At 60.0% G+C, this 26,316-nt stretch carries 27 protein-coding genes; 13 read left to right on the top strand and 14 right to left on the bottom strand.

Translation table 11 applies throughout. The annotated features are described in order from the left end of the window. Positions 1–55: 55 nt before the first annotated feature. The 3 genes from ACIPQ1_RS15900 to ACIPQ1_RS15890 are packed head-to-tail and all read right to left on the bottom strand — an operon-like array spanning position 56 to position 2,889. Entirely contained in the window at positions 56–487 is a 432-nt protein-coding gene (locus tag ACIPQ1_RS15900) for a Rid family detoxifying hydrolase (protein WP_250965561.1), read from the bottom strand. Between the two features lie 27 nt (positions 488–514). After that, on the bottom strand, positions 515–1,687 hold the full coding sequence (locus ACIPQ1_RS15895; protein WP_446534421.1) for an NAD(P)/FAD-dependent oxidoreductase: 1,173 nt from the start codon (positions 1,685–1,687) through the stop codon (positions 515–517). After that, positions 1,684–2,889 carry a benzoate/H(+) symporter BenE family transporter gene (locus ACIPQ1_RS15890; RefSeq protein WP_446534420.1) on the bottom strand — a complete coding sequence of 402 codons (1,206 nt, stop codon included), beginning with the start codon at positions 2,887–2,889 and terminating at the stop codon, positions 1,684–1,686. The genes ACIPQ1_RS15895 and ACIPQ1_RS15890 overlap by 4 nt, the downstream gene beginning before the upstream one ends. Positions 2,890–3,230: 341 nt before the next feature. Between ACIPQ1_RS15890 and ACIPQ1_RS15885 the strand changes: the two genes are divergently transcribed. Further along, entirely contained in the window at positions 3,231–4,622 is a 1,392-nt protein-coding gene (locus tag ACIPQ1_RS15885) for an aminotransferase-like domain-containing protein (RefSeq protein ID WP_446534419.1), read from the top strand. Positions 4,623–4,688: 66 nt separating this feature from the next. Here the strand turns inward: ACIPQ1_RS15885 and ACIPQ1_RS15880 are convergent, their stop codons facing one another. After that, positions 4,689–4,949, bottom strand: coding sequence for a YebG family protein (locus ACIPQ1_RS15880; protein ID WP_003205410.1), 261 nt, complete (start codon positions 4,947–4,949; stop codon positions 4,689–4,691). A 336-nt stretch (positions 4,950–5,285) separates the two neighbouring features. On the opposite strand from ACIPQ1_RS15880, the gene ACIPQ1_RS15875 reads away from it, so the two are divergent. Next, positions 5,286–5,786 carry a phosphate-starvation-inducible protein PsiE gene (locus tag ACIPQ1_RS15875; protein WP_053125067.1) on the top strand — a complete coding sequence of 167 codons (501 nt, stop codon included), beginning with the start codon at positions 5,286–5,288 and terminating at the stop codon, positions 5,784–5,786. Here ACIPQ1_RS15875 and ACIPQ1_RS15870 read toward each other — a convergent pair. Continuing rightward, on the bottom strand, positions 5,783–6,100 hold the full coding sequence (locus ACIPQ1_RS15870) for a DUF3509 domain-containing protein (protein WP_250965565.1): 318 nt from the start codon (positions 6,098–6,100) through the stop codon (positions 5,783–5,785). The genes ACIPQ1_RS15875 and ACIPQ1_RS15870 overlap by 4 nt on opposite strands. Positions 6,101–6,596: 496 nt before the next feature. Here ACIPQ1_RS15870 and ACIPQ1_RS15865 point away from each other — a divergent pair, with 496 nt between their 5' ends. Next, complete coding sequence (locus tag ACIPQ1_RS15865) at positions 6,597–7,007, top strand: HPF/RaiA family ribosome-associated protein (protein ID WP_411385593.1); 411 nt, start codon at positions 6,597–6,599, stop codon at positions 7,005–7,007. 319 nt (positions 7,008–7,326) lie between these two features. On the opposite strand, the gene ACIPQ1_RS15860 is transcribed toward ACIPQ1_RS15865, so the two are convergent. Beyond that, positions 7,327–8,202 carry a helix-turn-helix domain-containing protein gene (locus ACIPQ1_RS15860; RefSeq protein ID WP_250965567.1) on the bottom strand — a complete coding sequence of 292 codons (876 nt, stop codon included), beginning with the start codon at positions 8,200–8,202 and terminating at the stop codon, positions 7,327–7,329. A 136-nt stretch (positions 8,203–8,338) separates the two neighbouring features. Between ACIPQ1_RS15860 and ACIPQ1_RS15855 the strand changes: the two genes are divergently transcribed. Next, positions 8,339–9,241 carry a DMT family transporter gene (locus ACIPQ1_RS15855; protein ID WP_186705081.1) on the top strand — a complete coding sequence of 301 codons (903 nt, stop codon included), beginning with the start codon at positions 8,339–8,341 and terminating at the stop codon, positions 9,239–9,241. Positions 9,242–9,395: 154 nt separating this feature from the next. Here the strand turns inward: ACIPQ1_RS15855 and ACIPQ1_RS15850 are convergent, their stop codons facing one another. The 5 genes from ACIPQ1_RS15850 to norR all read right to left on the bottom strand — a co-directional run bounded on the left by ACIPQ1_RS15850 (position 9,396) and on the right by norR (position 14,662). Next, on the bottom strand, positions 9,396–10,367 hold the full coding sequence (locus ACIPQ1_RS15850) for a 2-hydroxyacid dehydrogenase (protein ID WP_411385592.1): 972 nt from the start codon (positions 10,365–10,367) through the stop codon (positions 9,396–9,398). A 203-nt stretch (positions 10,368–10,570) separates the two neighbouring features. Then, positions 10,571–11,320, bottom strand: coding sequence for a YkgJ family cysteine cluster protein (locus tag ACIPQ1_RS15845; RefSeq protein WP_446534418.1), 750 nt, complete (start codon positions 11,318–11,320; stop codon positions 10,571–10,573). Positions 11,321–11,399: 79 nt separating this feature from the next. After that, positions 11,400–11,729 (bottom strand): hypothetical protein, encoded by a 330-nt coding sequence (locus ACIPQ1_RS15840; protein WP_250965149.1) that lies wholly within the window; start codon positions 11,727–11,729, stop codon positions 11,400–11,402. Positions 11,730–11,846: 117 nt separating this feature from the next. Continuing rightward, entirely contained in the window at positions 11,847–12,749 is a 903-nt protein-coding gene (locus ACIPQ1_RS15835; RefSeq protein WP_030139917.1) for a chemotaxis protein CheV, read from the bottom strand. Positions 12,750–13,105: 356 nt separating this feature from the next. After that, on the bottom strand, positions 13,106–14,662 hold the full coding sequence (norR, locus tag ACIPQ1_RS15830; RefSeq protein ID WP_411385589.1) for a nitric oxide reductase transcriptional regulator NorR: 1,557 nt from the start codon (positions 14,660–14,662) through the stop codon (positions 13,106–13,108). A gap of 152 nt (positions 14,663–14,814) precedes the next feature. Between norR and hmpA the strand changes: the two genes are divergently transcribed. From hmpA to ACIPQ1_RS15785, 9 genes are all read left to right on the top strand, one after another. Beyond that, positions 14,815–15,996: an NO-inducible flavohemoprotein gene (hmpA, locus tag ACIPQ1_RS15825; RefSeq protein WP_250965151.1), complete on the top strand. Its 1,182-nt coding sequence runs from the start codon at positions 14,815–14,817 to the stop codon at positions 15,994–15,996. Positions 15,997–16,452: 456 nt separating this feature from the next. Then, entirely contained in the window at positions 16,453–16,962 is a 510-nt protein-coding gene (locus ACIPQ1_RS15820; RefSeq protein WP_060740730.1) for a disulfide bond formation protein B, read from the top strand. Positions 16,963–17,738: 776 nt separating this feature from the next. Next, entirely contained in the window at positions 17,739–18,686 is a 948-nt protein-coding gene (cyoA, locus tag ACIPQ1_RS15815) for a ubiquinol oxidase subunit II (RefSeq protein WP_186705089.1), read from the top strand. 3 nt (positions 18,687–18,689) lie between these two features. Further along, a complete protein-coding gene (gene cyoB / locus ACIPQ1_RS15810) occupies positions 18,690–20,720 on the top strand; it encodes a cytochrome o ubiquinol oxidase subunit I (RefSeq protein ID WP_053187161.1) in 2,031 nt (676 codons plus the stop codon). 3 nt (positions 20,721–20,723) lie between these two features. Further along, positions 20,724–21,350, top strand: a complete 627-nt coding sequence (locus tag ACIPQ1_RS15805; RefSeq protein ID WP_186705091.1) for a cytochrome o ubiquinol oxidase subunit III — start codon at positions 20,724–20,726, stop codon at positions 21,348–21,350. Next, positions 21,351–21,686: a cytochrome o ubiquinol oxidase subunit IV gene (gene cyoD / locus ACIPQ1_RS15800; protein ID WP_014340102.1), complete on the top strand. Its 336-nt coding sequence runs from the start codon at positions 21,351–21,353 to the stop codon at positions 21,684–21,686. A gap of 11 nt (positions 21,687–21,697) precedes the next feature. Then, on the top strand, positions 21,698–22,585 hold the full coding sequence (cyoE, locus tag ACIPQ1_RS15795) for a heme o synthase (protein WP_003178131.1): 888 nt from the start codon (positions 21,698–21,700) through the stop codon (positions 22,583–22,585). Between the two features lie 139 nt (positions 22,586–22,724). After that, positions 22,725–23,069, top strand: a complete 345-nt coding sequence (locus tag ACIPQ1_RS15790; RefSeq protein WP_250965154.1) for a toxin — start codon at positions 22,725–22,727, stop codon at positions 23,067–23,069. Then, the gene (locus ACIPQ1_RS15785) at positions 23,066–23,380 is read left to right on the top strand and encodes a helix-turn-helix domain-containing protein (protein ID WP_446534417.1); all 315 of its coding nucleotides are present in this window, start codon (positions 23,066–23,068) and stop codon (positions 23,378–23,380) included. The genes ACIPQ1_RS15790 and ACIPQ1_RS15785 overlap by 4 nt, the downstream gene beginning before the upstream one ends. 191 nt (positions 23,381–23,571) lie before the next feature. On the opposite strand, the gene ACIPQ1_RS15780 is transcribed toward ACIPQ1_RS15785, so the two are convergent. The 3 genes from ACIPQ1_RS15780 to ACIPQ1_RS15770 form a co-directional block, all read right to left on the bottom strand. Beyond that, positions 23,572–24,276 (bottom strand): hypothetical protein, encoded by a 705-nt coding sequence (locus ACIPQ1_RS15780; protein WP_411385587.1) that lies wholly within the window; start codon positions 24,274–24,276, stop codon positions 23,572–23,574. Positions 24,277–24,397: 121 nt separating this feature from the next. Then, the gene (locus ACIPQ1_RS15775) at positions 24,398–25,141 is read right to left on the bottom strand and encodes a DUF72 domain-containing protein (protein ID WP_446534416.1); all 744 of its coding nucleotides are present in this window, start codon (positions 25,139–25,141) and stop codon (positions 24,398–24,400) included. A 79-nt stretch (positions 25,142–25,220) separates the two neighbouring features. Further along, on the bottom strand, positions 25,221–26,234 hold the full coding sequence (locus ACIPQ1_RS15770) for a sensor domain-containing diguanylate cyclase (RefSeq protein WP_250965157.1): 1,014 nt from the start codon (positions 26,232–26,234) through the stop codon (positions 25,221–25,223). Positions 26,235–26,316: the final 82 nt, after the last annotated feature.

Below are 26,316 nucleotides of genomic sequence, written 5' to 3'. Positions count from 1 at the left end.
CAACGTCGGTCCGGCGCACCGGACCGACGTTGGCACTCCGCTGGCAGAAGGTGTTTCAGATCACCATGATGGCGTCGATGGCGACCAGGGTATTGCGGGCCAGCGCACTGGCGCCGGCGGTGGTGCGGGCCGGGTACGGCTTGGTGAAATATTCTTCCATCACGCGGTTGAGGGTCGGGAACTCACTCAGGTCGGTAATGAACGCCGTGACCTTGACCACGTTCGCCAGGGTGCCGCCTGCCGCTTCGGCCATTTGCACCAGGTTGTCGAGGGTCTGGCGCAGTTGGCCTTCGAAATCCTTGGCCAGCACTTCGTTGTTCAGCGCCGAGACCGGGGTCTGCGCCGACAGGTAGATGGTCTGCCCGTGGCTGACCTTGATGCCCTGGGAATAGGTGCCCAGCGGTAGCGGCGCCTTGTCGGTGAAAATGACGTTCTCTTCGCCCAGGAAAGGTTTGGCGGCGGACTGGATGTGAGCGGTGGTTTGCATAGGGACGTTCCTTGTTAAGTGGATGGGTTAGTGCAAATCGGCAACCTGCTTGACGGCCAGGCTGGAAAATTCCTCGTCGCGACAACGGGCTGGGGAAAAGTGCTGGTAGTTGAGTTGCAGCGCCGCCAGGTCGACCGGTAGGGCGATGCCCAGCGCCGCATGACTGCATAGGCGGGCAATGGCGGGCGCGGCCTGGATGCCGTAGCCACCGAGGGCGGCGAGCCAGATAAAACTTTCTTGCTGTGGGTCTTGGCCGAGCACCGGCGAGCGGTCGGCGACGAAGGTGCGCAGGCCCGCCCATTTGTTGATGATCGAGCGGGGGCGCAGGCGCGTGGTGTTTTGCAGGCGATCCATGGTGATGGCCAGGTCGAGCTCTTCCGGTAACGCGTCGCAGGGCAACGATGGGCTTTCATCGCAGGGCGAGACGATCAGTCGCCCGGCTTCAGGCTTGATGAAAATGTCCTCGTCCACCGTGCCCAGGTAGGGCGTGTGGTGCACGTCGCGCTGTGGATCGACCGCTAGCACGGTGCGCCGCAACGGCCGGACACCGACCTTGGGCACGCCGCAGCGCTCGGCGAACTCATCGGCCCAGGCACCGGCGGCGTTGACCACAATGGCGCTTTGCAGCTGCTGGCCGTCCCGGGTGTGCAAGCGCCAATGCCCGTCGCGATATTCGCCACGCAGCACTTCGGTCTCGCGCTTGACCACGCCACCGCGGGCACGCAACCCGCTGAGGTAGGCACCGTGAATGCCGTGCACATCCAGGTCGAAGGCGCTGGGCTCGTAGATCCCGGCGCTCCAGGTGCCTTCGGCGAGGTAGGGGACCAGTTCCTGTACTTGCTTGTCGTCGAGCAACTCGGCCGTAGGCACTTGGCCCAATACGGCGCTGAAACGCGCTTTGAGTTTGTCCACCCGTGCCGCCTGGGCCACGATCAACGCGCCCCGTGGCGCCCAGAGTGGATGCTCGGCCAGACCCTCGGGCGGGTTCTCGAAGAAGCGCCGGGACGCGCAGGTCAGCGAACGGATCTGCTGGTTGCCGTAGCTTTCCATCGAGATCGCGGCCGAACGCCCCGTGGTGTGGTAGGCCAGTTGTTGTTCCTGTTCGAGCAGGCAGACGCTGCCATGGGCCGCCAGTTCATAAGCGACGGAGACGCCGGCGATGCCGCCACCGACCACAATGAAGTCGTAACGAGCAGTCATGGTCGGCTGCCCTCGGCGATAGCGGTGGCTTTGCTTTCCCGGGTGTAGGTCAGCACGAAATGCGCCACGAGACCGAAGATCAGCCCCCAGAACGCGGCGGCCAAGCCGAGGAAACTCATGCCCGAAGCGGTGACCAGAAAGGTGATCAGCGCGGCTTCCCGCTGTTTCTCGTCGGCCATGGCGCCGGTCAGCCCGGCACTGATCGCGCCAAACAGGGCGAGGCCGGCGAGGGAGGCGATCAACTCTTTCGGCAGTGCGGAAAACACCGAGGCCAGGGTCGCCCCGAAAGTGCCCATCAGGATGTAGAACACCCCGCAGGCAATCCCGGCGATGTAGCGTTTGTCGCGATCCTCGTGGGCTTCGCGACCGGTGCAGATCGCGGCGGTAATGGCCGCCAGGTTAAGACCGTGGGACCCGAACGGGGCCATCAGGGCCGAGCCAATCGCGGTGACCGAAATGATTGAGCGCGCCGGTGTGTTGTAGCCCGAGGTGCGCAATACGGCCATGCCGGGCACGTACTGGCCGGTCAAGGTCACCAGCGCCAATGGAAGGCCGATGTTGATGATTGCGTGCCAGCTCCATTCCGGTGCGATGAAGACCGGATGAGCCACGGCGATGGTGATCGAGTTGCTGTTGAGTTCACCGAACGAGGCGGCCACCGCGCAGCCGATGACCAGCACCGACAGGATGGCGTAGCGTGGCGAGAATCGCTTGAAGACCAGGTACGCCGCGATCATCGCCAGCACCATCGCCGGCTGCAGCTTGATCGACGTGAACAGCTCGGCGCCGAAGCGAAACAGGATGCCGGCGAGCATGGCGGCGGCAATGGCCTTGGGCAGGCGGCTCATCAATTTGTCGAACGCCCCGGACAAACCCACCACGGCGATGATCACCGACGCCACCACATAGGCTCCGATGGCCTGGGGCAGGGTCACGGTGGGCAGCATTGACACCAGCAGCGCCGCCCCCGGTGTGGACCATGCGGTGATGACCGGGACACGCAGGCGCCAGCTCAAGAGGAGGCCGGTAATCCCGCTGCCGATGGAAATGGCCCAGATCCACGAAGACACCACGTCGTTGGGCAGGTGCGCTTCCTTGGCTGCCTGGAACACGATGATGAGCGGGCCGGCGTAGGAAATGATCACGGCGATGAAGCCCGCGATGACCGCTGACAGGGATAGATCCTTTCTGAATGTGTCCATGATGTCTCGACTTGGCGCGGCAGGAGCGCGCAGTGGGGGATTGAGTCGATTGCTTCGATTCGCAATCAGTGTATTTGAATGGATTGAGTTGATTCAATAGGGGGCGTGATTGTTACGAGATATTTTTCTGCTATCACGGGGCGATTTTGCAATTTATTGCAGATAGTTGATTGATTTATATGAATATTATTTGTTGTAAAATTTCTTTAAGCCATGCTTATAAACAATTCAATAATCGTATCAATCGACTCAATGGATCGAATGCGTCGAATTATTAGTTGCCTAACCTCCATGTGATATGCTCGGATATTCATCATTTCTACGATGGGCAGTGATCATTCATGTGGGTTCCCCAGCTAAGCGAGTTCAGCCAGCCGATGTATCTGTCGATTGCCGATGCGTTGGCGCGCGATATCAACAACGGCGTACTGAACGAGGGTGATCGCCTGCCGACGTTGCGGGAGCTGGCCACCACCTTGAATGTCACGCCGGGCACCATCAGCCGGGCGTACAGCGAAGCTCATCGACGTCGGCTGGTGCAGGGGGAAGTGGGACGTGGCACTTATGTGCTCAACCAGAAGCAGCTGGAGCTGCCGGCCAGTAACAGCGCGTCCGCGCCGCTGAACCTGGGGCAGTCCGAACTGCTCGACCTTTCGATCATCAAGCCCTATAGCGAGACGCTGGAGTACTGGTTGCGCGGCGCGCTGGTGGGCATGGCCAAAAGCACTGATTTCGCGCGCGCGCTCGACTACGCGCCGGACGGCGGCCACCCGGCCCATCGCGAGGCGGGGGCGCAGTGGTTGCGTCATTCATTGCCCGACGCGCAATGGCAGCAAGTGGTGATTACCGCCGGGGCCCAGCATGGCTTGATGGTCGCGATGAGCGCCCTGACCAACGCTGGCGACCTGGTGCTCTGCGAGGCGCTGTGCTACCCGGGGATCATTTCCCTGGCCCACGGTCTTGAGCGTCGCCTGCGTGGCGTGCCGATGGATGACGAAGGCATCATTCCCGAAGCCTTGCGCGAGCTGTGCCAGCGGGAGAAACCGGCGATGCTGGTCTGCGTGGCGACCTGCCAGAACCCGACGGCGGCGATCATGTCGCAGAAACGTCGTGCCCAGATTGCCGCGCTGGCCGAGGAATTCGACTTCATCATCCTGGACGATGACATCTACGGCTTCCTGGCCACCGATCCGTCGATCAAACCCCTGTCGGCCTTTGCGCCGGATCGCTCGGTTTACCTGACCAGCCTGTCGAAATCGGTCATGCCGGCGCTGCGCATTGGTTACATCTACAGTCCGCCGAAATTGCTGTCGCGCCTGACCTCGATGGTGCGCAGCAGTGTGTGGATGCCGTCGCCGTTGACGGCGCAACTGGCCAGCAATGTGATTACCGAAGGCCTGGACAAGAAATTGATCCGCATCCAGCGCAACGAGGCGGCGGGGCGACAAGCGATCGCTCGGGAAATCTTCGCCAATTTCGAGCTCAAGACCCAGCCGTATTCCTATCACGTCTGGTTGACGCTGCCCGAGCCTTGGACGAGCGACGAGTTCACCATGCTCGCCCGGGCCAACGGCGTATTGGTGCTCAGTGGTACCCAGTTCCAGGCGGAGCGTTCAGGCACCACCCGGTGCGTGCGGTTGGTGCTGATGTCGCCCACCAGCCAGGACGAACTGCGCTTCGCACTAACCAAGTTGGCCAGCCTGATCGATTCAGATCCGCGTCGTTATTATTAAAAAAGATCGCAGCCCTCGGCAGCGCCTACGCGGTGTAGGCGCTGCCGAGGGCTGCGATCTTTTTGGTTATTCGTCCGACGGGTTGAGCAGTTCGGACAAGGCGTCCGGCTGGCTCTTGAATGCCTTGGCGAACACATCGCGATTTTTCGCCATGTAGATCCCGGCTTCCTCGACCTGTTGCTCGCTTAGCGATGGAACGGCTTTTTGCAACACTTCGGCCAGCAATTCGGCGAGTTCCAGCATTTTGTCATGACGGTCAGCTTCGGCTTTATCCATGAACAAGCGCTCCAGATCTCGGCTGCTGCGGTATACCACTTCGACGGCCATTCACCACCTCACATGCCTTCACATTGGTTTGTCTTTGCGACTACTGTATTTATATACAGGCAAAAGAATAAGCGAATCCTCTTGCTTTGGATAGTGGCTTTTTAATGTAGACCTAATTCAGCATGTGAGCGCAAAGCTGATGTGGACAAAGCTTGAGTGGGAGCAAGCCTTGTGGGCGCAAAGCTTGCTCGCGATCAGGTCGCATGAAGCTTCCAAAGTGCCCCGTGCCAGCCTATCGCCATCTCACCCTCACTCGCTGGCCTTTTTTCTGCATGCAGAACAACCGTCACGTCCAACCCGCATCATCCGGTCGAACCGACCTAAGGAAACTACATCGTGAAAATCAACTGGGCCGAGAACCTGCGCCAGAACGTCCATCAACTGGCCGAGTCCCTGGGAAACCTCTTCGTCGAGACCTTCCACTACCTGGCGCTATTCGCCATCGGTGCGGTGACCGCGTGGGCGGCGGTGATGGAGTTCTTGCAGATGCTCGAGGCGGGGCACATCAAGATCGATGACATCCTGCTGCTGTTCATCTACCTGGAATTGGGGGCGATGGTCGGGATCTACTTCAAGACCAACCACATGCCGGTGCGATTCCTGATCTACGTGGCGATCACCGCGCTGACGCGGTTGCTGATTTCCAACGTTTCCCACCACAGCCCGCCCGACCTGGGAATCATCTACTTGTGCGGTGGCATCTTGCTGCTGGCGTTTTCGATCCTGGTGGTGCGCTACGCTTCGTCGCAGTTCCCCTCGGTGAAGATCGAGCACCCGCACCGCAAGGTTGGCGCGGGTTCCAGCGAGCATGCCGAAGTGGAGAAAGGCGAAATCTAGATCCCGGCGGCCGAGGGCGCCGGCCCCTGTGCATGCGGCGGTGGCAGCTTGATGTGGTCACCGCCGGTCATGGCTTCGAGGATGGCCACGGCGCTGTGGCCCTGCTCGATGGCGATGCCGAACTGAATGCTTTGCACCAGGCGTTTGAGCCGCTCCGGGTCGTTGCGCTGCTGGGCGCTGATCATGCGTTTGGCGACGATGCGCCCGCTCTTGGACAGGGTCAGCATGATGCTGCCATCCAGTCCCTGGATACTCAGGTTGATTTGATAATGCGGCGCAAAAGCGTCGGTAATGATTTGAAAAGGGTTGTCCATGATGCGTCACCGCCTGATTGAACGTGCAGTTGTTGACCGGCCGTGATCGGGATTAGTTCGCAACACCGGACCATCGGCCATTCCATGATCGTGTTCATCTGAAGGTTCCTGGGCCAGGCAGGCTTCAACATCAAGGATCGCAGCCTGCGGCAGCTCCTACAGGGCGTTAGCAAGGGGCATGCCGGAAAAAACGTCGGACAATGATCCCGGTGCCCAAACGCCAAACGCTCTGGAATGCGGCTGCCCGTTTCGGGGCAATAACGTGCGGATGTTCGTTGACGGTGCAGGCGCGGAGGTGAATTGCAGCGGGTAGGCAGGGCGGGGCAACTCCCGACATTAACAGCGCTTTTGCCCGTTGTCCGGCTTTATTTGCATATGAATATTTATCTTTTTTTAGGGCTTGAATTGTTCTTCCGCCAGCCCGACTCTGTATTCAAGGGGCCGTTGCGCTAATGTCGACGGCCCCCGGCGAGCTAGCTGAAATAAGGGATGAACTATGCAAATCCAAGTCAACAGCGATAACCATATTCAAAGCAGCATCCGACTGGAGGAGTGGGTACGTACTACCATCGAAAGCACGCTCGAACGTTACGAAGAAGACCTGACACGGGTCGAGGTCCATTTGCGCGATGAGAACGGCGACAAGCCCGGGCCTCATGACCTGCGTTGCCAGCTTGAAGCACGGCCAAAGGGCCATCAGCCGATTTCCGTGACCCATAAGGCCGATTCGCTGGAACTGGCGATTGAAGGTGCAGCCACCAAACTTGAAAGTGCACTGGAGCATTTGTTCGGCAAACTGCGCGGCAAGCGCGCCGCCACCAAAGGCCCGGCCGACTCGATTGCCCTGGCTGATGCCATGCTGGAAGAAGAATTCCTGGAGAACGAGCGGGCCGCACTCAACGGCTAAGCACGATCACTTAAAAATACTCACCGAACAAACGGGCCTGCAATCGCAGGCCCGTTTCGTTTTCAGCGATCCGATGGGGTTGGCAAGCTTGCTCCACAAAAGGGGGGGCACGGTGAATGAGTATTTGTGAGCGCCCTGAAATCCCTGTGGGAGCGGGCTTGCTCGCGAAAGCGGTGGGTCAGCTTACAGGGTTATCGAATGTCCTTACGCCATCGCGAGCAAGCTCGCTCCCACAAAGGGATTTGCGGTGAATGAAGATTTTGTGAGCGCCCTGGATCCCCTGTGGGAGCGAGCTTGCTCGCGATGACGACAGTCGGGGCTAGCGCAAAAACGCCAGCCGATACTCTCCGGGCGTCGCGCCCAAGGCCTGGCGAAAGCGGTGGGTGAAATGACTGGCGCTGGCAAACCCGCAGGCCAGCGCCACGTCGCCCAGCGGTTGGGAAGTGTTGCGCAACAAATGCCGCGCGCGGGCCAGGCGCCGGGCCAGTACATATTGATGGGGTGGCAGCCCGAAACTTTCGCGGAACATCCGCGCAAAGTGATATTCGGACAACGCACACAGCGCCGCCAATTGCCCGAGGCTGATGGCCTCGGCCAGATGGCTGTCGACGTAATCCACCAGCAACCGTCGCTGGTGAGCAGCCAAGCCGCCCTTGAGGCGAAGCCCCTGGCGCTGGCCGACCTGGCTGAGCAGCAAGTGGTTGAGCAGGTCATGGGCCAGGCTGGTGGTCAGCAGGCGTTCGCCGGGTTCGTCCCAGTTCAGTGCGATCAACTGGCGAAAGCGCTGGGCCTGTTGCGGGTCGTCGAGGAACGTTTCCTCGTGCAGTTGCACTTGCCGGGGCTCGCGGTCCAACAGGGTGATGCAGCCAAGGGCAAATTGTTCCGCGCTGAAGTACAGGTGGGCGAGGCGGATGTCGCCATTGATGACCCAGGCGGACTCATGCCCGGCCGGCAAGATGCAAAGTTTGTCCGGTGCGCCTGTGGTATCGGGCCGTTCACGACGGAACGTGCCGGTGCCCCCCGCGATGTAGCACGACAGCGTATGGTGCGTCGGCGCCTCGTAGTCCCGGGCGTCGTGGTGATTGGTCCACAAAGCGGCCGCCATGCCGTCTCCGAGCTCGGCACTGTGCTCCAGGCGAGCGTTGGGCGAGCTGTTGAGGGCTTGGAAGACTTGTAGGGTCTGCAGTGTGGACATGATCGGTTCTCCAACGTTTGCATCCTACTCCGTAGACCGTTCCCTGCCAGCCCATCGCTCATAAAAACCGCAAGTTTACGCAAGCGACGGCCAAGCATCGGCGTGACACTGGGGGCCATTGCCAGGAGTCACCGTCATGAACCTCTCGTTGTACCTGCTCACCGTGCTCATTTGGGGCACCACCTGGATCGCCCTGAAACTGCAGTTGGGTGTCGTCGCCATCCCGGTGTCGATCGTTTATCGCTTTGGCCTCGCGGCATTGATCCTGTTTGCCATGCTCTTGCTCAGCCGGCGCTTGCAGGTGATGAACCGGCGGGGCCACTTGATTTGCGTTGCCCAGGGCCTGTGCCTGTTCTGCATCAATTTCATGTGCTTCCTGACCGCCAGCCAATGGATCCCCAGTGGTTTGGTCGCCGTGGTGTTTTCCACCGCCACGCTCTGGAACGCCCTCAATGCCCGGGTTTTCTTCGGTCAACGGATTGCCCGTAACGTATTGCTGGGCGGCGCCTTGGGGCTGTTCGGGCTGGCGTTGTTGTTCTGGCCGGAGCTGGCCGGTCACAGCGCGAGCCCGCAAACGGTGCTCGGCTTGGCGTTGGCGCTGCTGGGGACGTTGTGTTTTTCAGCGGGCAACATGCTCTCGAGCCTGCAACAGAAGGCCGGCCTCAAGCCGTTGACGACCAACGCCTGGGGCATGGCTTACGGGGCGGCGATGTTGTCGGTGTGGTGTCTGTTCCAAGGCATCCCGTTCGATATGGAATGGAATGCACGTTATGTCGGCTCGCTGCTGTATCTGGTGATCCCGGGTTCGGTCATCGGCTTTACCGCCTACTTGACGCTAGTGGGGCGCATGGGGCCGGAGCGGGCGGCGTATTGCACCGTGCTGTTCCCGGTGGTGGCGTTGAACGTCTCGGCGTTTGTCGAGGGCTACCAGTGGACGGCGCCGGCATTGGTGGGGTTGGTGCTGGTGATGCTGGGGAACGTGTTGGTGTTTCGCAAGCCCCGGCCAGTAGCCGTGAAAGTCGCGCTGGGTGCCCGATGAGAGACGTCTGGCGATAGCTCCTGTAGCGAGGGAGCTTGCTCCCGCTGGGTTGCGAAGCGACCCCAAGGTGTATCTGCCACCACGGTGCATCAGATAAACCGCAAGGGGCTGCTGCGCAGCCCAGCGGGAGCAAGCTCCCTCGCCACAGTGTGTTTTATTTCCAGACTTGTGGGTTGACCAGGTTCTTCGGTCGCTCGCCCAGCAAGGCACTGCGCAAGTTATCCACAGCAAGGTTGGCCATGGCCTCACGGGTCTCGTGGGTGGCGGAGCCGATATGGGGCAGGGTCACGGCGTTTTTCAGCTGGAACAGCGGCGATTCGGCCAGAGGTTCTTTCTCGTAGACATCCAGCCCGGCACCGCGGATGCGACCGTTCTGCAAGGCTTCGACCAGCGCTGGCTCATCCACCACCGGGCCACGGGAAATGTTGACCAGGATGGCGCTTGGCTTCATCAGCCCCAGTTCACGCTGGCCGATCAAATGGCGGGTCTTCTCGCTCAATGGCACCACGAGGCAGACGAAATCGGCTTCGGCCAGCAACTGGTCCAGTTCGCGAAATTGTGCGCCCAATTGGTTTTCCAGCTCGGTCTTGCGGCTGTTGCCGCTGTACAGGATCGGCATGTTGAACCCCAACCGGCCACGCCGGGCAATAGCCGCGCCGATGTTGCCCATGCCGACGATGCCCAAGGTCTTGCCATGTACGTCGCTGCCGAACAGTTGCGGACCGACGGTCGCTTGCCATTGCCCGGCCTTGGTCCAGGCGTCCAGTTCGGCCACGCGCCGGGCGCTGCTCATCAGCAGGGCGAAGGCCAGGTCGGCGGTGCTTTCGGTGAGCACGTCGGGGGTATTGGTGAGCATGATCCCGCGCTCGTTGAAGTAGGCCAGGTCGTAGTTGTCGTAGCCCACCGACACGCTGGAGACCACCTGCAGGTTCGTGGCGCTCTGCAGTTGCTCGCGGCCGAGCTTGCGACCGACACCAATCAGCCCATGGACGTGGGGCAAGGCTTCGTTGAACTGCGCGTTGATGTCGCCGTTCGACGGGTTGGGGACGATCACCTCGAAGTCCTGGCGCAGGCGCTCGATCATGGGAGGTGTGATACGGCTGAAGGCAAGTACGGTTTTTTTCATCGTGCAAGGCTCATCTGCAGGGAATACCAAGCACGCTAACATTCCTGGCGCGGGTTAGGCGAGAGGGGGTGGTGTAATCGCAGCACCACAAGTCCCCTTGTGGGAGCGAGCTTGCTCGCGATAGCGGTGTATCAGGCGCCGATAGGCTGGCAGATAAATCGCTATCGCGAGCAAGCTCGCTCCCACAGGGTATCTCTACAAATTCAGGCGGCCCGCAGGGAAATGAAGGCGTAGTTGACCGGTGCCTCGGTGACCACGCTTGCGCCACTGGCCGTCACTTGGCTGGCAACATCCTCGCCGGACAGGTGGAATTGCCATTCACCCGCTTCGGGGTCCAACGGCTGCGAGCGGGCCTGATCAATCGCGGTGGCAAACGCGGCCATGTTCGGCAGGTAGGCTGTGAATCCATCGCCCTTCAACGCTGTCGTGTGGATGCCCAGGGACACGCAGATGCGCGCCTTGATCGCGATCTCTTCACGATCGGCCTGGCGTGAACGTTCGATCAACCGAGCCAGCTCCAGGTCTACCAACTCACCGCCGACGATCAACTGCGGCCCCGTTTCCCACGATTCTGGCGGGCAATCCTTGGCGGCGGTATTGAGCGGGATGTGCGGGTTGATTTCCATGGGGTAGATGCGGCAAACCAAAGGCCTGCGCTCATAGATGCGGCACAGGTTGTCGGCGTCCAGATTATGGCAAGGGCCTGGGTTATAAGCGGCGAAGGTAATTGCCACGAGCGCCTCGCTCGTGCCGCTGCGGACCACTGCCGAACGGCGTTCGGCATGTTCGCGTTGCGCCACCGGAAGGCCGAGGCCATTGGGCAGGAAGGCCTCGACCAGGACAATCACCTGGCCGCCGTCATTCGCCCACATCCTGGCTTCGTCGAGCGTCAGGGGAACGTGATGACCGGTGCAGCATTTACCGCACCCTACGCAGGAAAACGTTGTGTTCATTAATCGACCGAAGGCAATAGGCTGAAAGCGGCGACAGAAAAACGCCGCGATAAGCCGTGCGAAGCAAGTTATGCGCCATTCATTGGGGGGCTTCGGCCGGGCGGATCGAGTCCCACTCGGTGACGAAGGCGGTCTTGGTTTTTTTGCGATAGAGGCACAGTTCGGTGCCCGTCGCGCCGTTCATGTGCTTCTGTGGGTATTGGCCTTGCAGCAACAGCGCCGTATAGCCTACCCGATCGTCGAATTGCGCAGCGGTGCCGACAGGTTCGGGATCTTTCAGGCCGCTGGCCTTGAGGCAACTGGCGAGCACTTTTTTGTCGTAGGCGGCCCACGCGTCGGGGCTGGCAGCCTGAGCCTGAAAGGCGATGGCGGCAGTGAGGCCGAGGAGCATCAGTGCAGGGGTTTTCATCGACAATGTCCTTGTTCGGGGAACCAGGACAGGAGTATGCCTGAGGTCGGGGCAGGGGTCAGAGGCCGCGACGATCGCAGCCTCCTTGAACCTGGCCCGCATTGACGCGGGTGGGTCTCAGCGACCTTGTTCGGCGACGGCCTTGGCCGCGGTGATCAGGCACTTGGTCAATTCGGGCGACGAAAATTTGGTAAGCACCCCGTTTGCGCCGGCCAATCGCGCTTTCTCACTGTTCATGGCGCTGTCCAGCGACGTGTGCAGCAGCACATAGAGGTGGGCGAAATCCGGCGTCTCGCGCAGGGTCCGGGTGAGGGCGTAGCCGTCCATTTCCGACATTTCAATATCGGAGACGATCAGGTTGATCTCCTGCGCCGTGCCCTGCAGCTCCAGCAGGCAGTCGATGGCTTCCTTGGCGCTGCGGGCGGTATGGCATTGCAGGCCCAGGTTGCGAAGGGTGTGCACCGATTGCTGCAAGGCGACTTGGCTGTCATCGACCACCAGGATCCGGGCGTTGCCCAGGACTTCGGCGTCTTCCATGCTCAATTCGGTCGGCGCGGTTTCGATCTGCGCCGGTGCGATGCCATGGATGACCTTTTCGATATCCAATACTTGCACCAGCGTGCCGTCCACCGAGGTCACGCCAGTGATGAACGCGCGCACGCCGCCGGAGCCGTAGGGCGGCGGTTTGATGTCGGTGGTCAGGCAATGCACGATCTTGCTGACCGCCTGCACATGCAGGCCCTGCTTGGAACGGCTGACGTCGGTGACGATCAGGCAGCCGCCGTCCGGGTCTTCCAGCGGCCGCTCGCCAATGGCGCGGCTCAGGTCGATAACCGACAACGAGGTCCCGCGCAGGGTGGCAATGCCTTTGACGTGGGGATGGGACTCCGGCAGCTTGGTCAACGGTGGGCAGGGAATGATTTCACTGACCTTGAGCAGGTTGATCGCCATCAGCTTGCCGCTGCGCAAGGTAAACAGCAGAAGCGAAAGTGAATCTGCGCGGGCTTTGTTGGAAGACATAAAAACCTTCTGTGGAAAAAGGTGGGGCGAGCATGAAGGTCGCCAGAACAGCTTGTGATATTGGGTTATCGACTTGTCGGGGGCAGGCTTTAGGATGAAAGCCTGTCGATCGCATGGATCGCTGCCATAAGGTCCTGGTGCGGGACCGCTTTTGTGGCGAGGGAGCTTGCTCCCGCTCGGCTCTGTAGGAGCTGGCGAAGCCTGCGATCTTTTGATCTTGATCTTGATCTTGATCTTTCGCTTGCGACTCAATTGCCAGTGGAAAGATCGCAGCCTCGTTGCACTCGACAGCTCCTACACAGCTCCTACACAGCTCCTACACAGCTCTTACGGCGCAGCCCAGCGGGAGCAAGCGACTATTTCAGGCCAAGCCGTTTGGCCATCCGCCCCAGGTTCGCGCGGTCCAGCCCCAGCTCCCGGGCGGCGCTGGCCCAGTTGTGCTGGTGACGCTCCAGGCAGGCGGCGATCAGATTGCGTTGGAACGCGTCCACCGCTTCGCGCAAGTCCCCCGTCACGCCTGGTGCGACCGGCGCCGGGTTGGGGGATGACGGTTCGGCGTTATCCCCAGGGGCCTGGGGCAAATCCAGGTCCTGGGCGCTGAGGCTGAGGATTCTCGGGCGCGCCGGGTGGCGGCCCAAGGCCTTCAGGGCGCTACGGCCGATCAGGTGTTCCAGCTCGCGCACGTTGCCCGGCCAGTCGTAGGCCAGCAATGCGGCCTGGGCGTCGCTGGTCAGGCGCAGGCTGCCCAGGCCCATGCGCGAACGATTCTGTTCGAGGAAGAAGCCGCTGAGCAGCAGCACGTCCCGCCCGCGTTCACGCAGTGCCGGCACCTGCAGGGGGTATACGCTCAAGCGATGATAGAAATCGGCCCGATAACGGCCGTTGCGCACTTCTTCGGCGAGGTCGCGATTGGTGGCCGCGATCAGGCGAACATCGACTCGGTGCTCCTTGTCCGAACCCAGGCGCTGCAGTTGGCCGCTTTGCAACACCCGCAGCAACTTGGCCTGGACAGTCAGGGACAACTCACCCACCTCGTCGAGGAACAAGGTGCCGCCGTCGGCCAGTTCAAACTTGCCGCGGCGGTCGTTCGTGGCCCCGGTGAAGGCGCCCCGGACATGGCCGAAGAGTTCGCTTTCCACCAGCGTATCCGGCAGGGCGGCGCAGTTGAGGCTGACCAGCGGCTGGCCGGCGCGTTTCGACGCGGCGTGGATGGCCTGGGCGACCAGTTCCTTGCCCACGCCGGTTTCGCCGGTGATCAATACTGTCAGGTCGCTGCCGCCCACCAGCGTGATCTCTTCCACCAGGCGCTTGTGGGCCTTGCTCTGGCCGACCATGTCGCGGTGTTGCTGGCCGCTGGCCTGGCGATAGACCTCGGCGCGGCGATGTTCGTCCTCGGCTTTCAAGGCCAGGCGCTCGATGCGCTCGGCGGCGCTGACCGTGGCGGCGGCGAGGCTGGCGAAGGCTTGCAGGGCACTGAGGTCGATGGGTTCGAAGCGCTCCGGGTCCAGCGAATCCAGGGTCAGCAGGCCCCAGGGGCGCTCATCGATGAACAGTGGGCAACCCATACAGTCGTGGACTTCCAGATGCTTGGCCAGCCCCTCGACCAGCCCGTCGTAGGGATCGGGCAGGCCACTGTCGGCGGCGAAGCGGGTGGGGTGCGGGTTGGCCAGCAGCGCTTCGAAGCGTGGATGTTCGCTGACCCGGAATCGCCGGCCCAGTGTATCGGTGCTCAAGCCATCCACGGCGAGCGGTACCAGGCAGTCTCCATCCAGGCGCAACAACGCTGCCGCATCGCAGGGCAGCAGGGCGCGCAGGGTGCCGAGCAGGCGCCGGTAACGTTCACCTTCAGGCAGTTCGCGGGACAGGTCGGCTACCAGCGGCAGTAGAGAGGTCAGCAGGGCGGTTGCGGTCATAATGACTCCATGTAGTCGAAACGACTATAAGGTGGGTCGTGTCGATATGACTACACTCTTTTTAACTTGCTGATATTAAAGGTAAAAAAATATGGCACGGAAACTGATATGACATAAGCAACTGTTATCGATCATACGCCAGGAGTCACCTTATGCTCAGTCGAGAAGAGCGCGCCATCATTCGCTCCACCGTGCCCTTGCTGGAAAGCGGTGGGGAGGCGCTGATCACCCACTTCTATCGCATGATGCTGTCCGAGTACCCTCAGGTCCGCCCGCTGTTCAACCAGGCTCACCAGGCCAGCGGCGACCAACCACGTGCCTTGGCCAACGGCGTGTTGATGTATGCGCGGCACATCGACCAGCTCGACCAATTGGGCGACCTGGTGGCGAAAATCGTCAACAAGCACGTTGCCCTGCAGATCCTGCCGCAACATTACCCGATTGTCGGTTCGTGCCTGCTGCGGGCGATTGCCGAGGTGCTGGGCGAAGAAATCGCCACCCCCGAAGTGATCGCGGCGTGGGGCGCTGCCTACAACCAGCTGGCCGATATCCTGATCGGCGCCGAAGCCGACATGTACGACAAGAAGGCCGAGGCGCTGGGCGGCTGGCGTGGCGAGCGCGAGTTCATCCTGGCGGCCAAGGTCCAGGAAAGCGCGGAAATCACCTCTTTCTACTTCGAACCTGCGGACAAGGGCCCGATCCTGGTGGCCGAGCCGGGCCAGTACATCGGCATGAAACTCGTGCTCGAGGGCGAGGAAGTGCGCCGCAACTATTCGCTGTCGGCCCTGGCGGACAATGGCCAGTACCGGATCAGTGTCAAGCGTGAGCCAGGCGGGCGGGTGTCGAACTTCCTGCATCATCATTTTGAGGTTGGCAGTCGTATCCAGTTGTTCCCGCCGTCCGGGGATTTCTACCTGAGTGCCAGCGAAAAACCGTTGGTGCTGATCAGCGGCGGCGTTGGTATTACCCCGACCCTGGCCATGTTGCAGGCAGCACTGCAAACCGAGCGGCCGGTGCATTTCATTCACTGCGCACGCAACGGCCGCGTCCATGCCTTCCGTGACTGGATCGACGATTTGGCCAAGCGGCATCCGCAACTCAAGCGTTTTTACTGCTACGACGAAGACGACGGGGTAAGCCCGGCGGCGGACAAGGTGGGGCTGTTGAGCCAGGAGCAACTGGCGCAATGGCTACCGGAGCAGCGTGACCTGGACGCCTATTTCCTTGGGCCGAAGGGCTTCATGGGCGCCGTCAAGCGCCACCTCAAGGCCCTGGGCGTGCCCGACCGGCAGAGCCGCTACGAATTCTTCGGCCCGGCGGCGGCGCTGGAATAAGGTCGCGGCCAACTGGGGAAGCCGGGTTGGTCTCATCGCGAGCAGGCTCGCTCCCACAGGGGACATGTGGTGGACACGATTTCTGTGAACACCACAAAAAACTGTGGGAGCGAGCCTGCTCGCGAAGGCATCGGTAGATCCGACATCAGTGCAAGCTGACCCACCGCCATCGCGAGCAAGCTCGCTCCCACATGGGGTTGCGGGTTGTTCACAGATATCGCACTCATCACAAATCCCTGTGGGAGCTGAGCTTGCTCGCGATGGCGGCTGCAGCTCCACCCCTGTCCAACTGACCCGCATTAATCCCCGCTTAACCTTCTTGCGCTCTATTCCCTTCAATTGTCGACGCCCGCTGCTCGTTCACTGTCATGGTCAGCGTGTAGACTTCGGTACATCCGATCGCGCGCCGGGTGTTGCGAGGCTGCGCGTCGATCCATGCAGACAAAGGGAAACGCAATGAGTGAGGAAATGATGCGGCTGGGCCGCGAGCGGCGCTATCTGGTGCTGCTGGGGCTGATCTGCCTGGCACTGATCGGTGGTGCGCTGTACATGCAGGTGGCCCTCGGCGAGGCGCCGTGCCCGCTGTGTATCCTGCAACGCTATGCGTTGTTGCTGATCGCTATTTTCGCTTTCATCGGCGCCGCCATGCGCACCCGCCGCAGCCTGACGATCTTCGAAGGCCTGGTGGTGCTCTGCGCCCTGGCTGGGGCCGGTGTGGCCGGGCATCACGTGTACACGCAGTTCTTCCCCGCGGTCAGTTGCGGTATCGATGTCTTGCAACCGATTGTCGATGACCTGCCGCTGGCGAAGATCTTCCCGCTGGGGTTCCAGGTCGATGGTTTTTGCTCTACTCCTTACCCACCGATCCTGGGCCTGTCCCTGGCGCAATGGGCACTGGTGGCCTTCGTGTTGACGGTGGTGCTGGTGCCGTTGCTGGTGTCGCGTAACCGCAAACCGCTTCGCTGAAACGCCTCAACGAAACGCCCCGGTTACTCCCTTGGAGAGCCGGGGCGTTTTTCGTTTCACCCCCGAGCCGGAGCGTCCTTGATCCGAGGCAAGAATGACCTGCGACAACGTGCGACACGTTGTCACATATCTTGCGACGCTCAGCCTTTCCGACGGCGATTAAACGCTTATTCCTGTAACAAAAAAACGTCTGGTTTCGCAGCCAGCGTCTCGCTTGTAGCAGGCATTTTTAACAGCGCAGCGTCAGGCGCCCCAGGCCCCTGAAAATGGGCGCTTGCCGGGCAAAAAAGCCCTTGCGAATCGATCCAAGCTGTCTAAATCGGGCGTAGTAGACCTACGTTTTTTGGGGTTCTTGTTGAGAATTAATTTCGATAAGATGCTGGCCCGTTGCAATATCAGCAAGAGATTGTTGCCGGATCGGATAAAAATTATTTCGGGATGAGACATGGTCTACAGCGCGTCACCTCACTACAATCGCCCGCACCGATTTTCCGACCCGGCTCAAGCTTGAGCACGAGAGTGGTCGAAGGGCGCCAGCGCCCCATGCGACCCCAGGTGTCGGTGCCTCCAACTATCCGCACCAAATGGAATTGGGCTTGAACTAGGCCTTTTGACCAACGAATAAGAACTCACTGCTGGCCCAGGATGTGTCGAACAGCCGCTGACGTTCGACGGGCAGCCCTTATTCAATCCAAGAAAATGCCAACCCTTGGCAGGGTGAAGTGTTGGCGATCAAAACCCAACTGCATTGCGCAAGCTGCTTTAGAGGTCGTGAGATGAGTAAAAACAGGTACCCCCGATTACTAGGCTTGTTGCCGCTGCTCGGCACGTTGCTGCTGGGAGGCTGCAACATGACCTTGCTCGATCCCAAGGGCCAGGTCGGCCTGGATGAACGAAACCTGATCATCACCGCCACGCTGCTGATGTTGCTGGTCGTTGTGCCGGTTATCGTCATGACTTTCCTGTTCGCCTGGAAGTACCGCGCAACCAACACCCAGGCCACCTACACGCCGAAATGGTCGCATTCGACCAAGATCGAAGTGGCGGTGTGGACCATTCCGGTGCTGATCATCATTGCCCTGGGTTATGTCACCTACAAGTCGACCCACGCCCTGGACCCTTATCGTCCGCTTGAATCCGACGTCAAGCCGATCACCATCGAAGTGGTCTCGATGGACTGGAAGTGGCTGTTCATCTATCCGGAACAAGGCATCGCCACGGTCAACAAGATCGTGTTCCCGGCCCACACGCCGATCAATTTCAAGGTCACCTCCGACACCGTGATGAACTCGTTCTTCATCCCGGGCCTGGGCGGCCAGATCTACGCGATGGCCGGCATGCAGACCAAGCTGCACCTGATCGCCAACCAGAACACCGAACTTGAAGGTATCTCCGCCAACTACAGCGGCGCGGGTTTCACCGGCATGAAGTTCAAAGCGACCGCCACCACCCAGGAAGAGTTCGACGCCTGGGTCAACGAAGTGAAGAAGGCACCTAAACAGCTTGAAAAAGCTGAATACGAAGCCCTTTCCAAGCCGAGCCAGAACAACCCAGTCGAACTCTACTCGTCGGTTACGCCGAACCTGTTCCAGACCATCATCGACAAGTATGAAGGGATGAATCCGGGCAAGCCGATGCACCACGAGAAGAAAGACAAGGAAGTGGCTCACAACATGGAAGGGATGGACATGAGCTCGCATTCAGCTGCCGGGGCAGAGGAGTAAACGATGTTAGGTAAATTAAGTTGGGAAGCGATCCCGTTCCACGAGCCGATTGTCATGGTGACCCTCGCCATCATCGCGCTCGGTGGTCTGGCATTGTTCGCCGGTATCACTTATTTCAAGAAGTGGACCTACCTGTGGACAGAGTGGCTGACCTCGGTCGATCACAAGAAAATCGGCGTGATGTACATCATCGTCGCCATGGTCATGCTGCTGCGCGGTTTTGCCGACGCCATCATGATGCGTACCCAGCTGGCCATGGCCACCGAGGGTTCGCCTGGCTACCTGCCGCCTGAACACTATGACCAGATCTTCACCGCCCACGGTGTGATCATGATCATCTTCATGGCGATGCCATTCTTCACCGGCCTGATGAACCTTGCAGTGCCGCTGCAGATCGGCGCGCGCGACGTTGCCTATCCGTTCCTGAACTCCCTCAGCTTCTGGCTGCTGGTGTCCGGCGTGGTACTGATCAACGTATCGCTGGGTGTTGGCGAATTCGCCAAGACCGGTTGGGTTGCCTATCCACCGTTGTCGGGGCTGCAATACAGTCCGGGCGTGGGGGTGGATTACTACATCTGGGCGCTACAGCTATCCGGGTTGGGGACAACGCTGACGGGGGTCAACTTCCTGGCCACCGTGCTGAAGATGCGTACCCCAGGCATGAAGCTGATGGACATGCCGATCTTCACCTGGACCTGTACCTGGGCCAACGTGCTGATCGTCGCTTCGTTCCCGATCCTCACCGCTACCCTGGCACTGCTGACGCTTGACCGCTACATGGATTTCCACATTTTCACCAATGAACTGGGTGGAAATCCGATGATGTACGTCAACCTGTTCTGGGCCTGGGGTCACCCCGAGGTGTACATCCTGATCCTGCCGGCGTTCGGTATTTTCTCCGAAGTCATCTCGACCTTCTCCGGCAAGAAACTGTTTGGCCACCACTCGATGATCTACGCTTCCGGCGCGATCTCGGTACTGGGCTTCATGGTCTGGCTGCACCACTTCTTCACCATGGGCTCGGGGGCCAGCGTCAACGCCTTCTTCGGCCTGGCGACGATGCTGATCTCGATCCCGACGGGTGTGAAGCTGTTCAACTGGCTGTTCACCATCTACCAGGGCCGCCTGCGTTTCACCAGCCACGTGCTGTGGACCCTGGGCTTCATGGTGACCTTCGCCATCGGCGGCATGACCGGCGTACTGCTGGCCATCCCGGGTGCGGACTTCGTGTTGCACAACAGCCTGTTCGTGATCGCGCACTTCCATAACGTGATCATCGGCGGCGCCGTGTTCGGCTACATCGCAGGCTTTGCGTTCTACTTCCCGAAAGCGTTCGGCTTCAAGCTGCACGAAGGTTGGGGCAAGGCAGCGTTCTGGTTCTGGATCTCGGGCTTCTTCGTCGCGTTCATGCCGCTCTATGCACTGGGCTTCATGGGCATGACCCGTCGCCTGAACGCCACCACCAACCCTGAGTGGGTGCCGTACCTGTACGTCGCCATGTTCGGCGCGGTGATGATCGCGGTCGGTATCGCCTGCCAGTTGATCCAGCTGTACGTCAGCGTGCGTGATCGCAAGAAGCCGGAAAACATGTGCGAACACGGTGATCCGTGGAATGCCCATACCCTGGAATGGTCGACTTCGTCGCCACCACCGTTCTACAACTTTGCCGTGCTGCCGAAAGCGGAAACCATCGACCCGTTCACCGAAGCCAAGGAAGCCGGTACCGCGTACCAGGTTCCGGCCAAGTACGAGCCGATCCACATGCCCAACAACACCGCCACCGGTGTGGTCATGGGTGCGCTGTTGACTGTGTTCGGTTTCGCGATGATCTGGCACATCTGGTGGCTGGCCATCGCCAGCCTGGTCGGCACCGTGGCGTATTTCGTGATCCATGCCGCCCGTGACGATCAGGGCTACATGGTGCCGGTGGATGTCATCGAACGCATCGAAGCCGAGCAGCACAAGCGCCTGGTCGCGGCCGGGAAAGTCCCCGCCACCGCCACCCGTGTTGAAACCTCGTTGGAACAGGCTTAAACCATGTCGAACTTAGTGACCAATGTTGGACACGCCCATGGTCATGACCATGGGCACGATGACCATCACCACGACTCGGGCGAGATGACCGTATTCGGTTTCTGGCTCTACCTGATGACCGACTGCATTTTGTTTGCGTCGATCTTCGCGGTGTACGCGGTGCTGGTTAACAACGTCGCCGGTGGCCCGTCGGGCCACGAAATCTTCGAACTGCCTTATGTACTGGGCGAAACCGCGCTGCTGCTGTTCAGTTCGATCACCTACGGCTTCGCCATGCTGGCGTTGTTCAAGGGCAAGAAAACCCAGGTCCTGGGCTGGTTGGCCATGACCTTCCTGTTGGGCGCCGGCTTTATCGCCATGGAGATCAACGAGTTCCATATCCTGATCGCCGAAGGCTACGGCCCTAGCCGCAGCGGCTTCCTGTCCGGGTTCTTCACCCTGGTCGGCACCCACGGCCTGCACGTGACCAGCGGCCTGATCTGGATGGCGATCATGATGTACCAGGTCCAGAAAAACGGCCTGACCGCCACCAACAAGACGCGCCTGAGCTGCCTGAGCCTGTTCTGGCACTTCCTGGACGTGGTGTGGATCTGCGTATTCACCGTTGTTTATCTGATGGGGACCCTGTAAATGGCTAACGCACATTCCCATGATGGCCATGACGCCGGCCACGGCAGCGTCAAGTCCTACGCCATCGGTTTCATCCTGTCGGTGATCCTGACCGTCATTCCGTTCGGCCTGGTGATGTACCCGTCGCTGCCCAAGAGCCTGACCCTGTGGATCATCCTGATCTTCGCCGTGGTCCAGGTACTGGTGCACCTGGTGTACTTCCTGCACCTGGACCGCTCCGCTGCCCAACGTAACAACGTGGTCGCGTTTGTGTTTGCTGCGATCGTGATTGTCCTGCTGGTCGGCCTGTCGTTGTGGATCATGTTCAGCATCCACACCAACATGATGGCGCACTGAGGAAAGTCCGGATGTCACTGAAGCACTTTATCCAAATCACCAAGCCGGGGATCATTTTCGGTAACGTGCTTTCTGTGGCGGGCGGGTTCTTCCTGGCCTCGAAAGGGCATGTCGATCTGGCCATCTTCCTGGCGGCGATGATCGGCACTTCCCTGGTGGTGGCGTCCGGTTGCGTGTTCAACAACTGCATCGACCGCGACATCGACATCAAGATGGAGCGCACCAAGAACCGGGCGCTGGTCCAAGGCCTGATTCCGGTGCAACTGGCCCTGGCCTTCGCCACGGTGCTGGGCGTGGCCGGCGTGGCGCTGCTGTACTGGGTGGCCAATCCGCTGGCGGCGTTGTTCGCGGTGATCGGTTTTGTCATCTACGTCGGCCTCTACAGCCTGTACCTCAAGCGCAAGTCGGTCCACGGCACGCTGGTGGGCAGCCTGTCGGGGGCGATGCCGCCGGTGATCGGCTACGTGGCTGTGAGCAACAGCTTCGACATGGCGGCGCTGACGCTGCTGGTGATGTTCAGCTTGTGGCAGATGCCGCATTCCTACGCCATCGCGATCTTCCGCTTCAACGATTACCTGGCAGCCTCGATTCCGGTGTTGCCGGTCAAGCGCGGCATCCGCGTGGCCAAGAAGCACATCCTGCTCTACATCCTGGCCTTCCTGGTGGCGACCTTGATGCTGACCTTCAGCGGCTACGCCGGCATGAGCTACCTCGCCGTCGCCGCTGCCATGGGCATGTACTGGCTGTACATGGCCTGGACCGGCTACAAGGCGGTGGACGATACGGTCTGGGCACGCAAGCTGTTCGTGTTCTCGATCTTCACCATCACCGCCCTGAGCGTCATGATGTCCCTGGATTTCAAGGTGCCGAGTGAGTTGTTGCTGACTTACGCGCCTTAAGCGCCAGAGCTGCAAAAAAAGCCCCGCCTTCGAGAGAAGCGCGGGGCTTTTTTTGATATGGGCCATGGCTAGCCGCTGTCATTCGTCGCAATAAAGTGTGGCTTGTTGATCTATACGCGATTTGCCTATAGTTTCTGCCATGCGAACCTTATTTTTTGAAACGACTACGTTCACTGCCACGGTTGGCCATTACCTGACCGATGATGAATATCGCCTGCTTCAGTTCTATATGCAGCAGCATCCAGAGGCCGGTGACGTCATGCCACGTACCGGGGGCTTCCGTAAGCTGCGTTGGTTCGATGAACGTCGTGGCAAAGGGAAGCGAGGTGGGCTGCGGGTCATTTATTATTGGTTGAGGCATGATCGTCAGTTTTGGATGTTTGCGATTTATGACAAGGACGAACTGGAAAGCCTGACCTCCGAGCAAGAGAAGATGCTCAAGCGCGCCATAGAAGCTGAGTTGAAAGTACGAGGTACCTTATGAAAAAGCGCGATCTGTTTGCCGAGATGATGCAAGGCGTCGAGGAGATGGCTGCTCACCGCGAGGGCAAGATTACCCTTCGCCAGATTTCGATTGAAGACAAGCCGGTTCCCGAGGTGTCAGCCCAGGAAATCGTAGCTTTGCGCGACAGGCTTCATATGTCCCAAGCCGTCTTCGCCAAGAGCATCAGGACCAGTCCGGGCACCCTCAGGAACTGGGAGCAGGAAAAGTCCAAGCCTAATGCCCAGGCGGCTTTGTTGATCAAATTGGTCGAGAAGTTTCCGGATATGGTCGAGCGGCTTGGTGATGTTTGATCCGCTCATAGCCATGGGAAAGCCCCGCCTTCGAGAGAAGCGCGGGGCTTTTTCATGATCGTTATTCGGATGTTATCGATATTCCTGTGGGAGCGAGCTTGCTCGCGAAGCGGTGGGTCAGTTGAACTGATATTGACTGACACGACGCAATCGCGAGCAAGCTCGCTCCCACAGGAGACCCGGATTCGGGCTTATTGCTGGGCGATGCTGTAGCCGTCGAACGCTTTCTGCTGTTGCAGCGCGGTGACGATGCTTTTGCGGGTGACCGGTTGTTCAGTGCCGTCGTTGTCCAGGAAGGTTTCGCTTTCCAGCTCGGCTTCGTCGCCTTCGCCGACGAAGTTGAAGCCCAGGAACTCGAAGGCTTCGCGGTCGACGTTCGGCTTGGAGCGTGGCGTGCGCAGGGGCAGGGTGACGCTGATGCCGTCCTTGCTGATGACAAACACTTCGGCTTCCTTCTTGGGCCGCGAGGCCTTGCCCTTGCTGCCGCTCGGGTTGCTGATGGCCTGGTGGGTCTGGTTCAGCACTTTCAGAGCCAGGCCGTAGACGAGCTCCTGGAACGACGGGTCGTCTTTGTAGCTGGAAAGAATGCGGCTGATCGGGAAGCGGCTGCCCAGGTCTTCCAGGGCAGCAAAATCCGCAGCCTCAGCGTCCTTGAGCTGCTTGAGCTGACCCATCAACTCGTAGGCCTTGTCGTCATCGAACGCATCGTGGGCCTGGCGAATGGCGTTGCGCAGTTCGCGGATCTGGTCGCTTTCGCGGTTTGACTGGAACGCATCGAGGACCATTTCGCTGATGGTCTTGGCCTGGGGCAGATGCTGTGAAAGATTGATGGAGTTTTCGTATTCCGCTTTGGACGACAGGGTGACTACGGATTCAGCGGTGTTGGAATCGGACATTGAAATTTCACTACTTCTGTTAGCGGGATGAGGCGAGAAAGGCATTGAGCTTTTTTCCGGCCGCCTAATCTATTGGACCCGGGCGGTGTTGTCACGGTCGGAGCGGTGGCCGGTACGTATTTCAGTCGCGCATCAGTTCCATCAGCCGCAATGCGTCCGGCGTTGCGGCGCCGCTGGCGGTGTTATCGAAGATGCACCAAGTCGGCGTATCCGCAGCGCTCTTCAATTGTTGCGCGAACTGCTTCAGCCAGGTCTCCTCATAAGGGGAATAGTAGATTCGCGGCGAGCCATGCAAACGGTAATAACGAATGCCAGGCCAGCCTGCCGGTCGATCGCCCCCCGATAAGGGGGACGGATCGGCAGCGACACGACCGATCCGCTCGTTCTCCAGCATCGCCATGGCCTGCGGCGCGAGCCAGCTCGGGTGTCGGGGTTCAAGAACCGCGGGGCCCTGATACCGGTCCCGCAAAGCCTCGAAGAAGCGCTCGGCTTGGGTGTTGTCGAAGGCCAGTGATGGCGGCAATTGGATCAACAGGCAACCCAGTTTTTCGCCCAACTGTGAACACTGCCCAAGGAACTCATCCACAAGCCCCTCGCAATCGTGCAGTCGTCGATCGTGAGTGATCTGCTTTGGCACCTTGACCGAGAAGCGAAAGTCCGGCCCCACGCTGTCCGCCCACTTGGCGTAAGTGGCAGGACGATGTGGGCGATAGAACGAACTATTGATCTCCACCGCCGGGAAGCGTGCGCTGTAGCGCTGCAAATGGCTGCCTTCATCGGGAAACGCCGGCCAATGTGCCCTGGGCAACGACCAGCCGGCGCAGCCCAGGAAAAGGTTCGAAGAGCAGGGGAGTCGAGTCGGCAATTTTGAAGACCTATCGCGGGGGGGACAAAGCTATGACCGCGACAAACGCCTCATCGGTTCATTCCTGGCAATCGCGGCTTCAGTTGCAGATCACGTTTTTGCCGGCCATCTTGGAGCGATACAACGCCTGGTCTGCCCGATCCATCAGTACTTCTTGCGTCTCGTCGTCGAGCCGCTGGACCACACCAAAGCTCATGGTGATCGGGAAGTCGCCCACCGGAAGCAGGTCGGACAGGCCTCGGCGAATGGTTTCAGCCATCAGGACCGCATCGGCCAACGACGTGTTTGGCAAGATCATGATGAATTCATCGCCGCCCCAGCGCACCAACAGGTCTCCGTCGCGCTCGCAGCGTTTGACCGCCTGCACCACCTGCACCAGCGCTGCGTCACCAAAGGCGTGGCCGTAGCGGTCATTGATGTCCTTGAAGTCGTCGACGTCCATGGCGATCAGCGACAACGGTTCGCGAAAGCGCTGGGCACGCTCACAGGCCAGTGGCAGCGCCTGCTCCAGGCGATAGCGGTTGGCGACCAGGGTCAAGGCATCGGTTTCGGCGAGCCTGCGGTTTTCGTCGAGTTGGATTTGCAGTTGATGGTTGACGCGAGACAACTCGCGAGTGCGCTCTTCGATGATCGCTTCCAGGGATTTGTTACGCCGTTCGAGTTGCTCGAACAGGCGCTTCTTGTCGTCGATGCTGCGATGGGCGCCGATCATTCGAGCAACGCTGCCGTCGGGGTTGCGAGCAATCACATAACCGCGGTCTTCGATCCAGATATAGGAGCCGTCATGGGCCCGGCAGCGGTATTCGGCTTGGTATTTTGGCGACCGTTGTTCCAGATAGTCGTCGAACAGGGCCATCACCTGGGGATAATCCTCTGGATGGATCACGCTCTCCCAAGTCAGCACGGTATTGCTCAGGGAATGGGGCGTATAACCGAGCATGGTGTACCAGCCGGGGTTGCGATAGACGAACCCGGTATTGGCGTTCCAGTCCCAAATGCCGTCGCTGACCAGCTCCATGATGGTGTGCAGCACGCTTTCGTCCAGATCGGACAAATCGAACCGCAGCAAATCGATCTTCGAGGCGTCGTCCATCGTTGTTCCCTCAATCAGCCCTGATATCAAAATGCTCTCCAGGGGTGAAGAGTAGCCGATGGGGCGTGGGGTCACTAGCGGG

The sequence above is a fragment of the Pseudomonas sp. LARHCG127 genome (genome assembly GCF_052871455.1).
This window is presented reverse-complemented; position numbering and strand designations above follow the sequence as displayed.

Excerpts from the sequence above, each read along its gene's own strand:
- ACIPQ1_RS15900 (WP_250965561.1), bottom strand. The coding sequence starts at position 487 with ATGCAAACCACCGCTCACATCCAGTCCGCCGCCAAACCTTTCCTGGGC.
- ACIPQ1_RS15895 (WP_446534421.1), bottom strand. The coding sequence starts at position 1,687 with ATGACTGCTCGTTACGACTTCATTGTGGTCGGTGGCGGCATCGCCGGC.
- ACIPQ1_RS15890 (WP_446534420.1), bottom strand. The coding sequence starts at position 2,889 with ATGGACACATTCAGAAAGGATCTATCCCTGTCAGCGGTCATCGCGGGC.
- ACIPQ1_RS15885 (WP_446534419.1), top strand. The coding sequence starts at position 3,231 with ATGTGGGTTCCCCAGCTAAGCGAGTTCAGCCAGCCGATGTATCTGTCG.
- ACIPQ1_RS15880 (WP_003205410.1), bottom strand. The coding sequence starts at position 4,949 with ATGGCCGTCGAAGTGGTATACCGCAGCAGCCGAGATCTGGAGCGCTTG.
- ACIPQ1_RS15870 (WP_250965565.1), bottom strand. The coding sequence starts at position 6,100 with ATGGACAACCCTTTTCAAATCATTACCGACGCTTTTGCGCCGCATTAT.
- ACIPQ1_RS15865 (WP_411385593.1), top strand. The coding sequence starts at position 6,597 with ATGCAAATCCAAGTCAACAGCGATAACCATATTCAAAGCAGCATCCGA.
- ACIPQ1_RS15860 (WP_250965567.1), bottom strand. The coding sequence starts at position 8,202 with ATGTCCACACTGCAGACCCTACAAGTCTTCCAAGCCCTCAACAGCTCG.
- ACIPQ1_RS15855 (WP_186705081.1), top strand. The coding sequence starts at position 8,339 with ATGAACCTCTCGTTGTACCTGCTCACCGTGCTCATTTGGGGCACCACC.
- ACIPQ1_RS15850 (WP_411385592.1), bottom strand. The coding sequence starts at position 10,367 with ATGAAAAAAACCGTACTTGCCTTCAGCCGTATCACACCTCCCATGATC.
- ACIPQ1_RS15845 (WP_446534418.1), bottom strand. The coding sequence starts at position 11,320 with ATGAACACAACGTTTTCCTGCGTAGGGTGCGGTAAATGCTGCACCGGT.
- ACIPQ1_RS15840 (WP_250965149.1), bottom strand. The coding sequence starts at position 11,729 with ATGAAAACCCCTGCACTGATGCTCCTCGGCCTCACTGCCGCCATCGCC.
- ACIPQ1_RS15835 (WP_030139917.1), bottom strand. The coding sequence starts at position 12,749 with ATGTCTTCCAACAAAGCCCGCGCAGATTCACTTTCGCTTCTGCTGTTT.
- norR (WP_411385589.1), bottom strand. The coding sequence starts at position 14,662 with ATGACCGCAACCGCCCTGCTGACCTCTCTACTGCCGCTGGTAGCCGAC.
- hmpA (WP_250965151.1), top strand. The coding sequence starts at position 14,815 with ATGCTCAGTCGAGAAGAGCGCGCCATCATTCGCTCCACCGTGCCCTTG.
- ACIPQ1_RS15820 (WP_060740730.1), top strand. The coding sequence starts at position 16,453 with ATGAGTGAGGAAATGATGCGGCTGGGCCGCGAGCGGCGCTATCTGGTG.
- cyoA (WP_186705089.1), top strand. The coding sequence starts at position 17,739 with ATGAGTAAAAACAGGTACCCCCGATTACTAGGCTTGTTGCCGCTGCTC.
- cyoB (WP_053187161.1), top strand. The coding sequence starts at position 18,690 with ATGTTAGGTAAATTAAGTTGGGAAGCGATCCCGTTCCACGAGCCGATT.
- ACIPQ1_RS15805 (WP_186705091.1), top strand. The coding sequence starts at position 20,724 with ATGTCGAACTTAGTGACCAATGTTGGACACGCCCATGGTCATGACCAT.
- cyoD (WP_014340102.1), top strand. The coding sequence starts at position 21,351 with ATGGCTAACGCACATTCCCATGATGGCCATGACGCCGGCCACGGCAGC.
- cyoE (WP_003178131.1), top strand. The coding sequence starts at position 21,698 with ATGTCACTGAAGCACTTTATCCAAATCACCAAGCCGGGGATCATTTTC.
- ACIPQ1_RS15790 (WP_250965154.1), top strand. The coding sequence starts at position 22,725 with ATGCGAACCTTATTTTTTGAAACGACTACGTTCACTGCCACGGTTGGC.
- ACIPQ1_RS15785 (WP_446534417.1), top strand. The coding sequence starts at position 23,066 with ATGAAAAAGCGCGATCTGTTTGCCGAGATGATGCAAGGCGTCGAGGAG.
- ACIPQ1_RS15780 (WP_411385587.1), bottom strand. The coding sequence starts at position 24,276 with ATGTCCGATTCCAACACCGCTGAATCCGTAGTCACCCTGTCGTCCAAA.
- ACIPQ1_RS15770 (WP_250965157.1), bottom strand. The coding sequence starts at position 26,234 with ATGGACGACGCCTCGAAGATCGATTTGCTGCGGTTCGATTTGTCCGAT.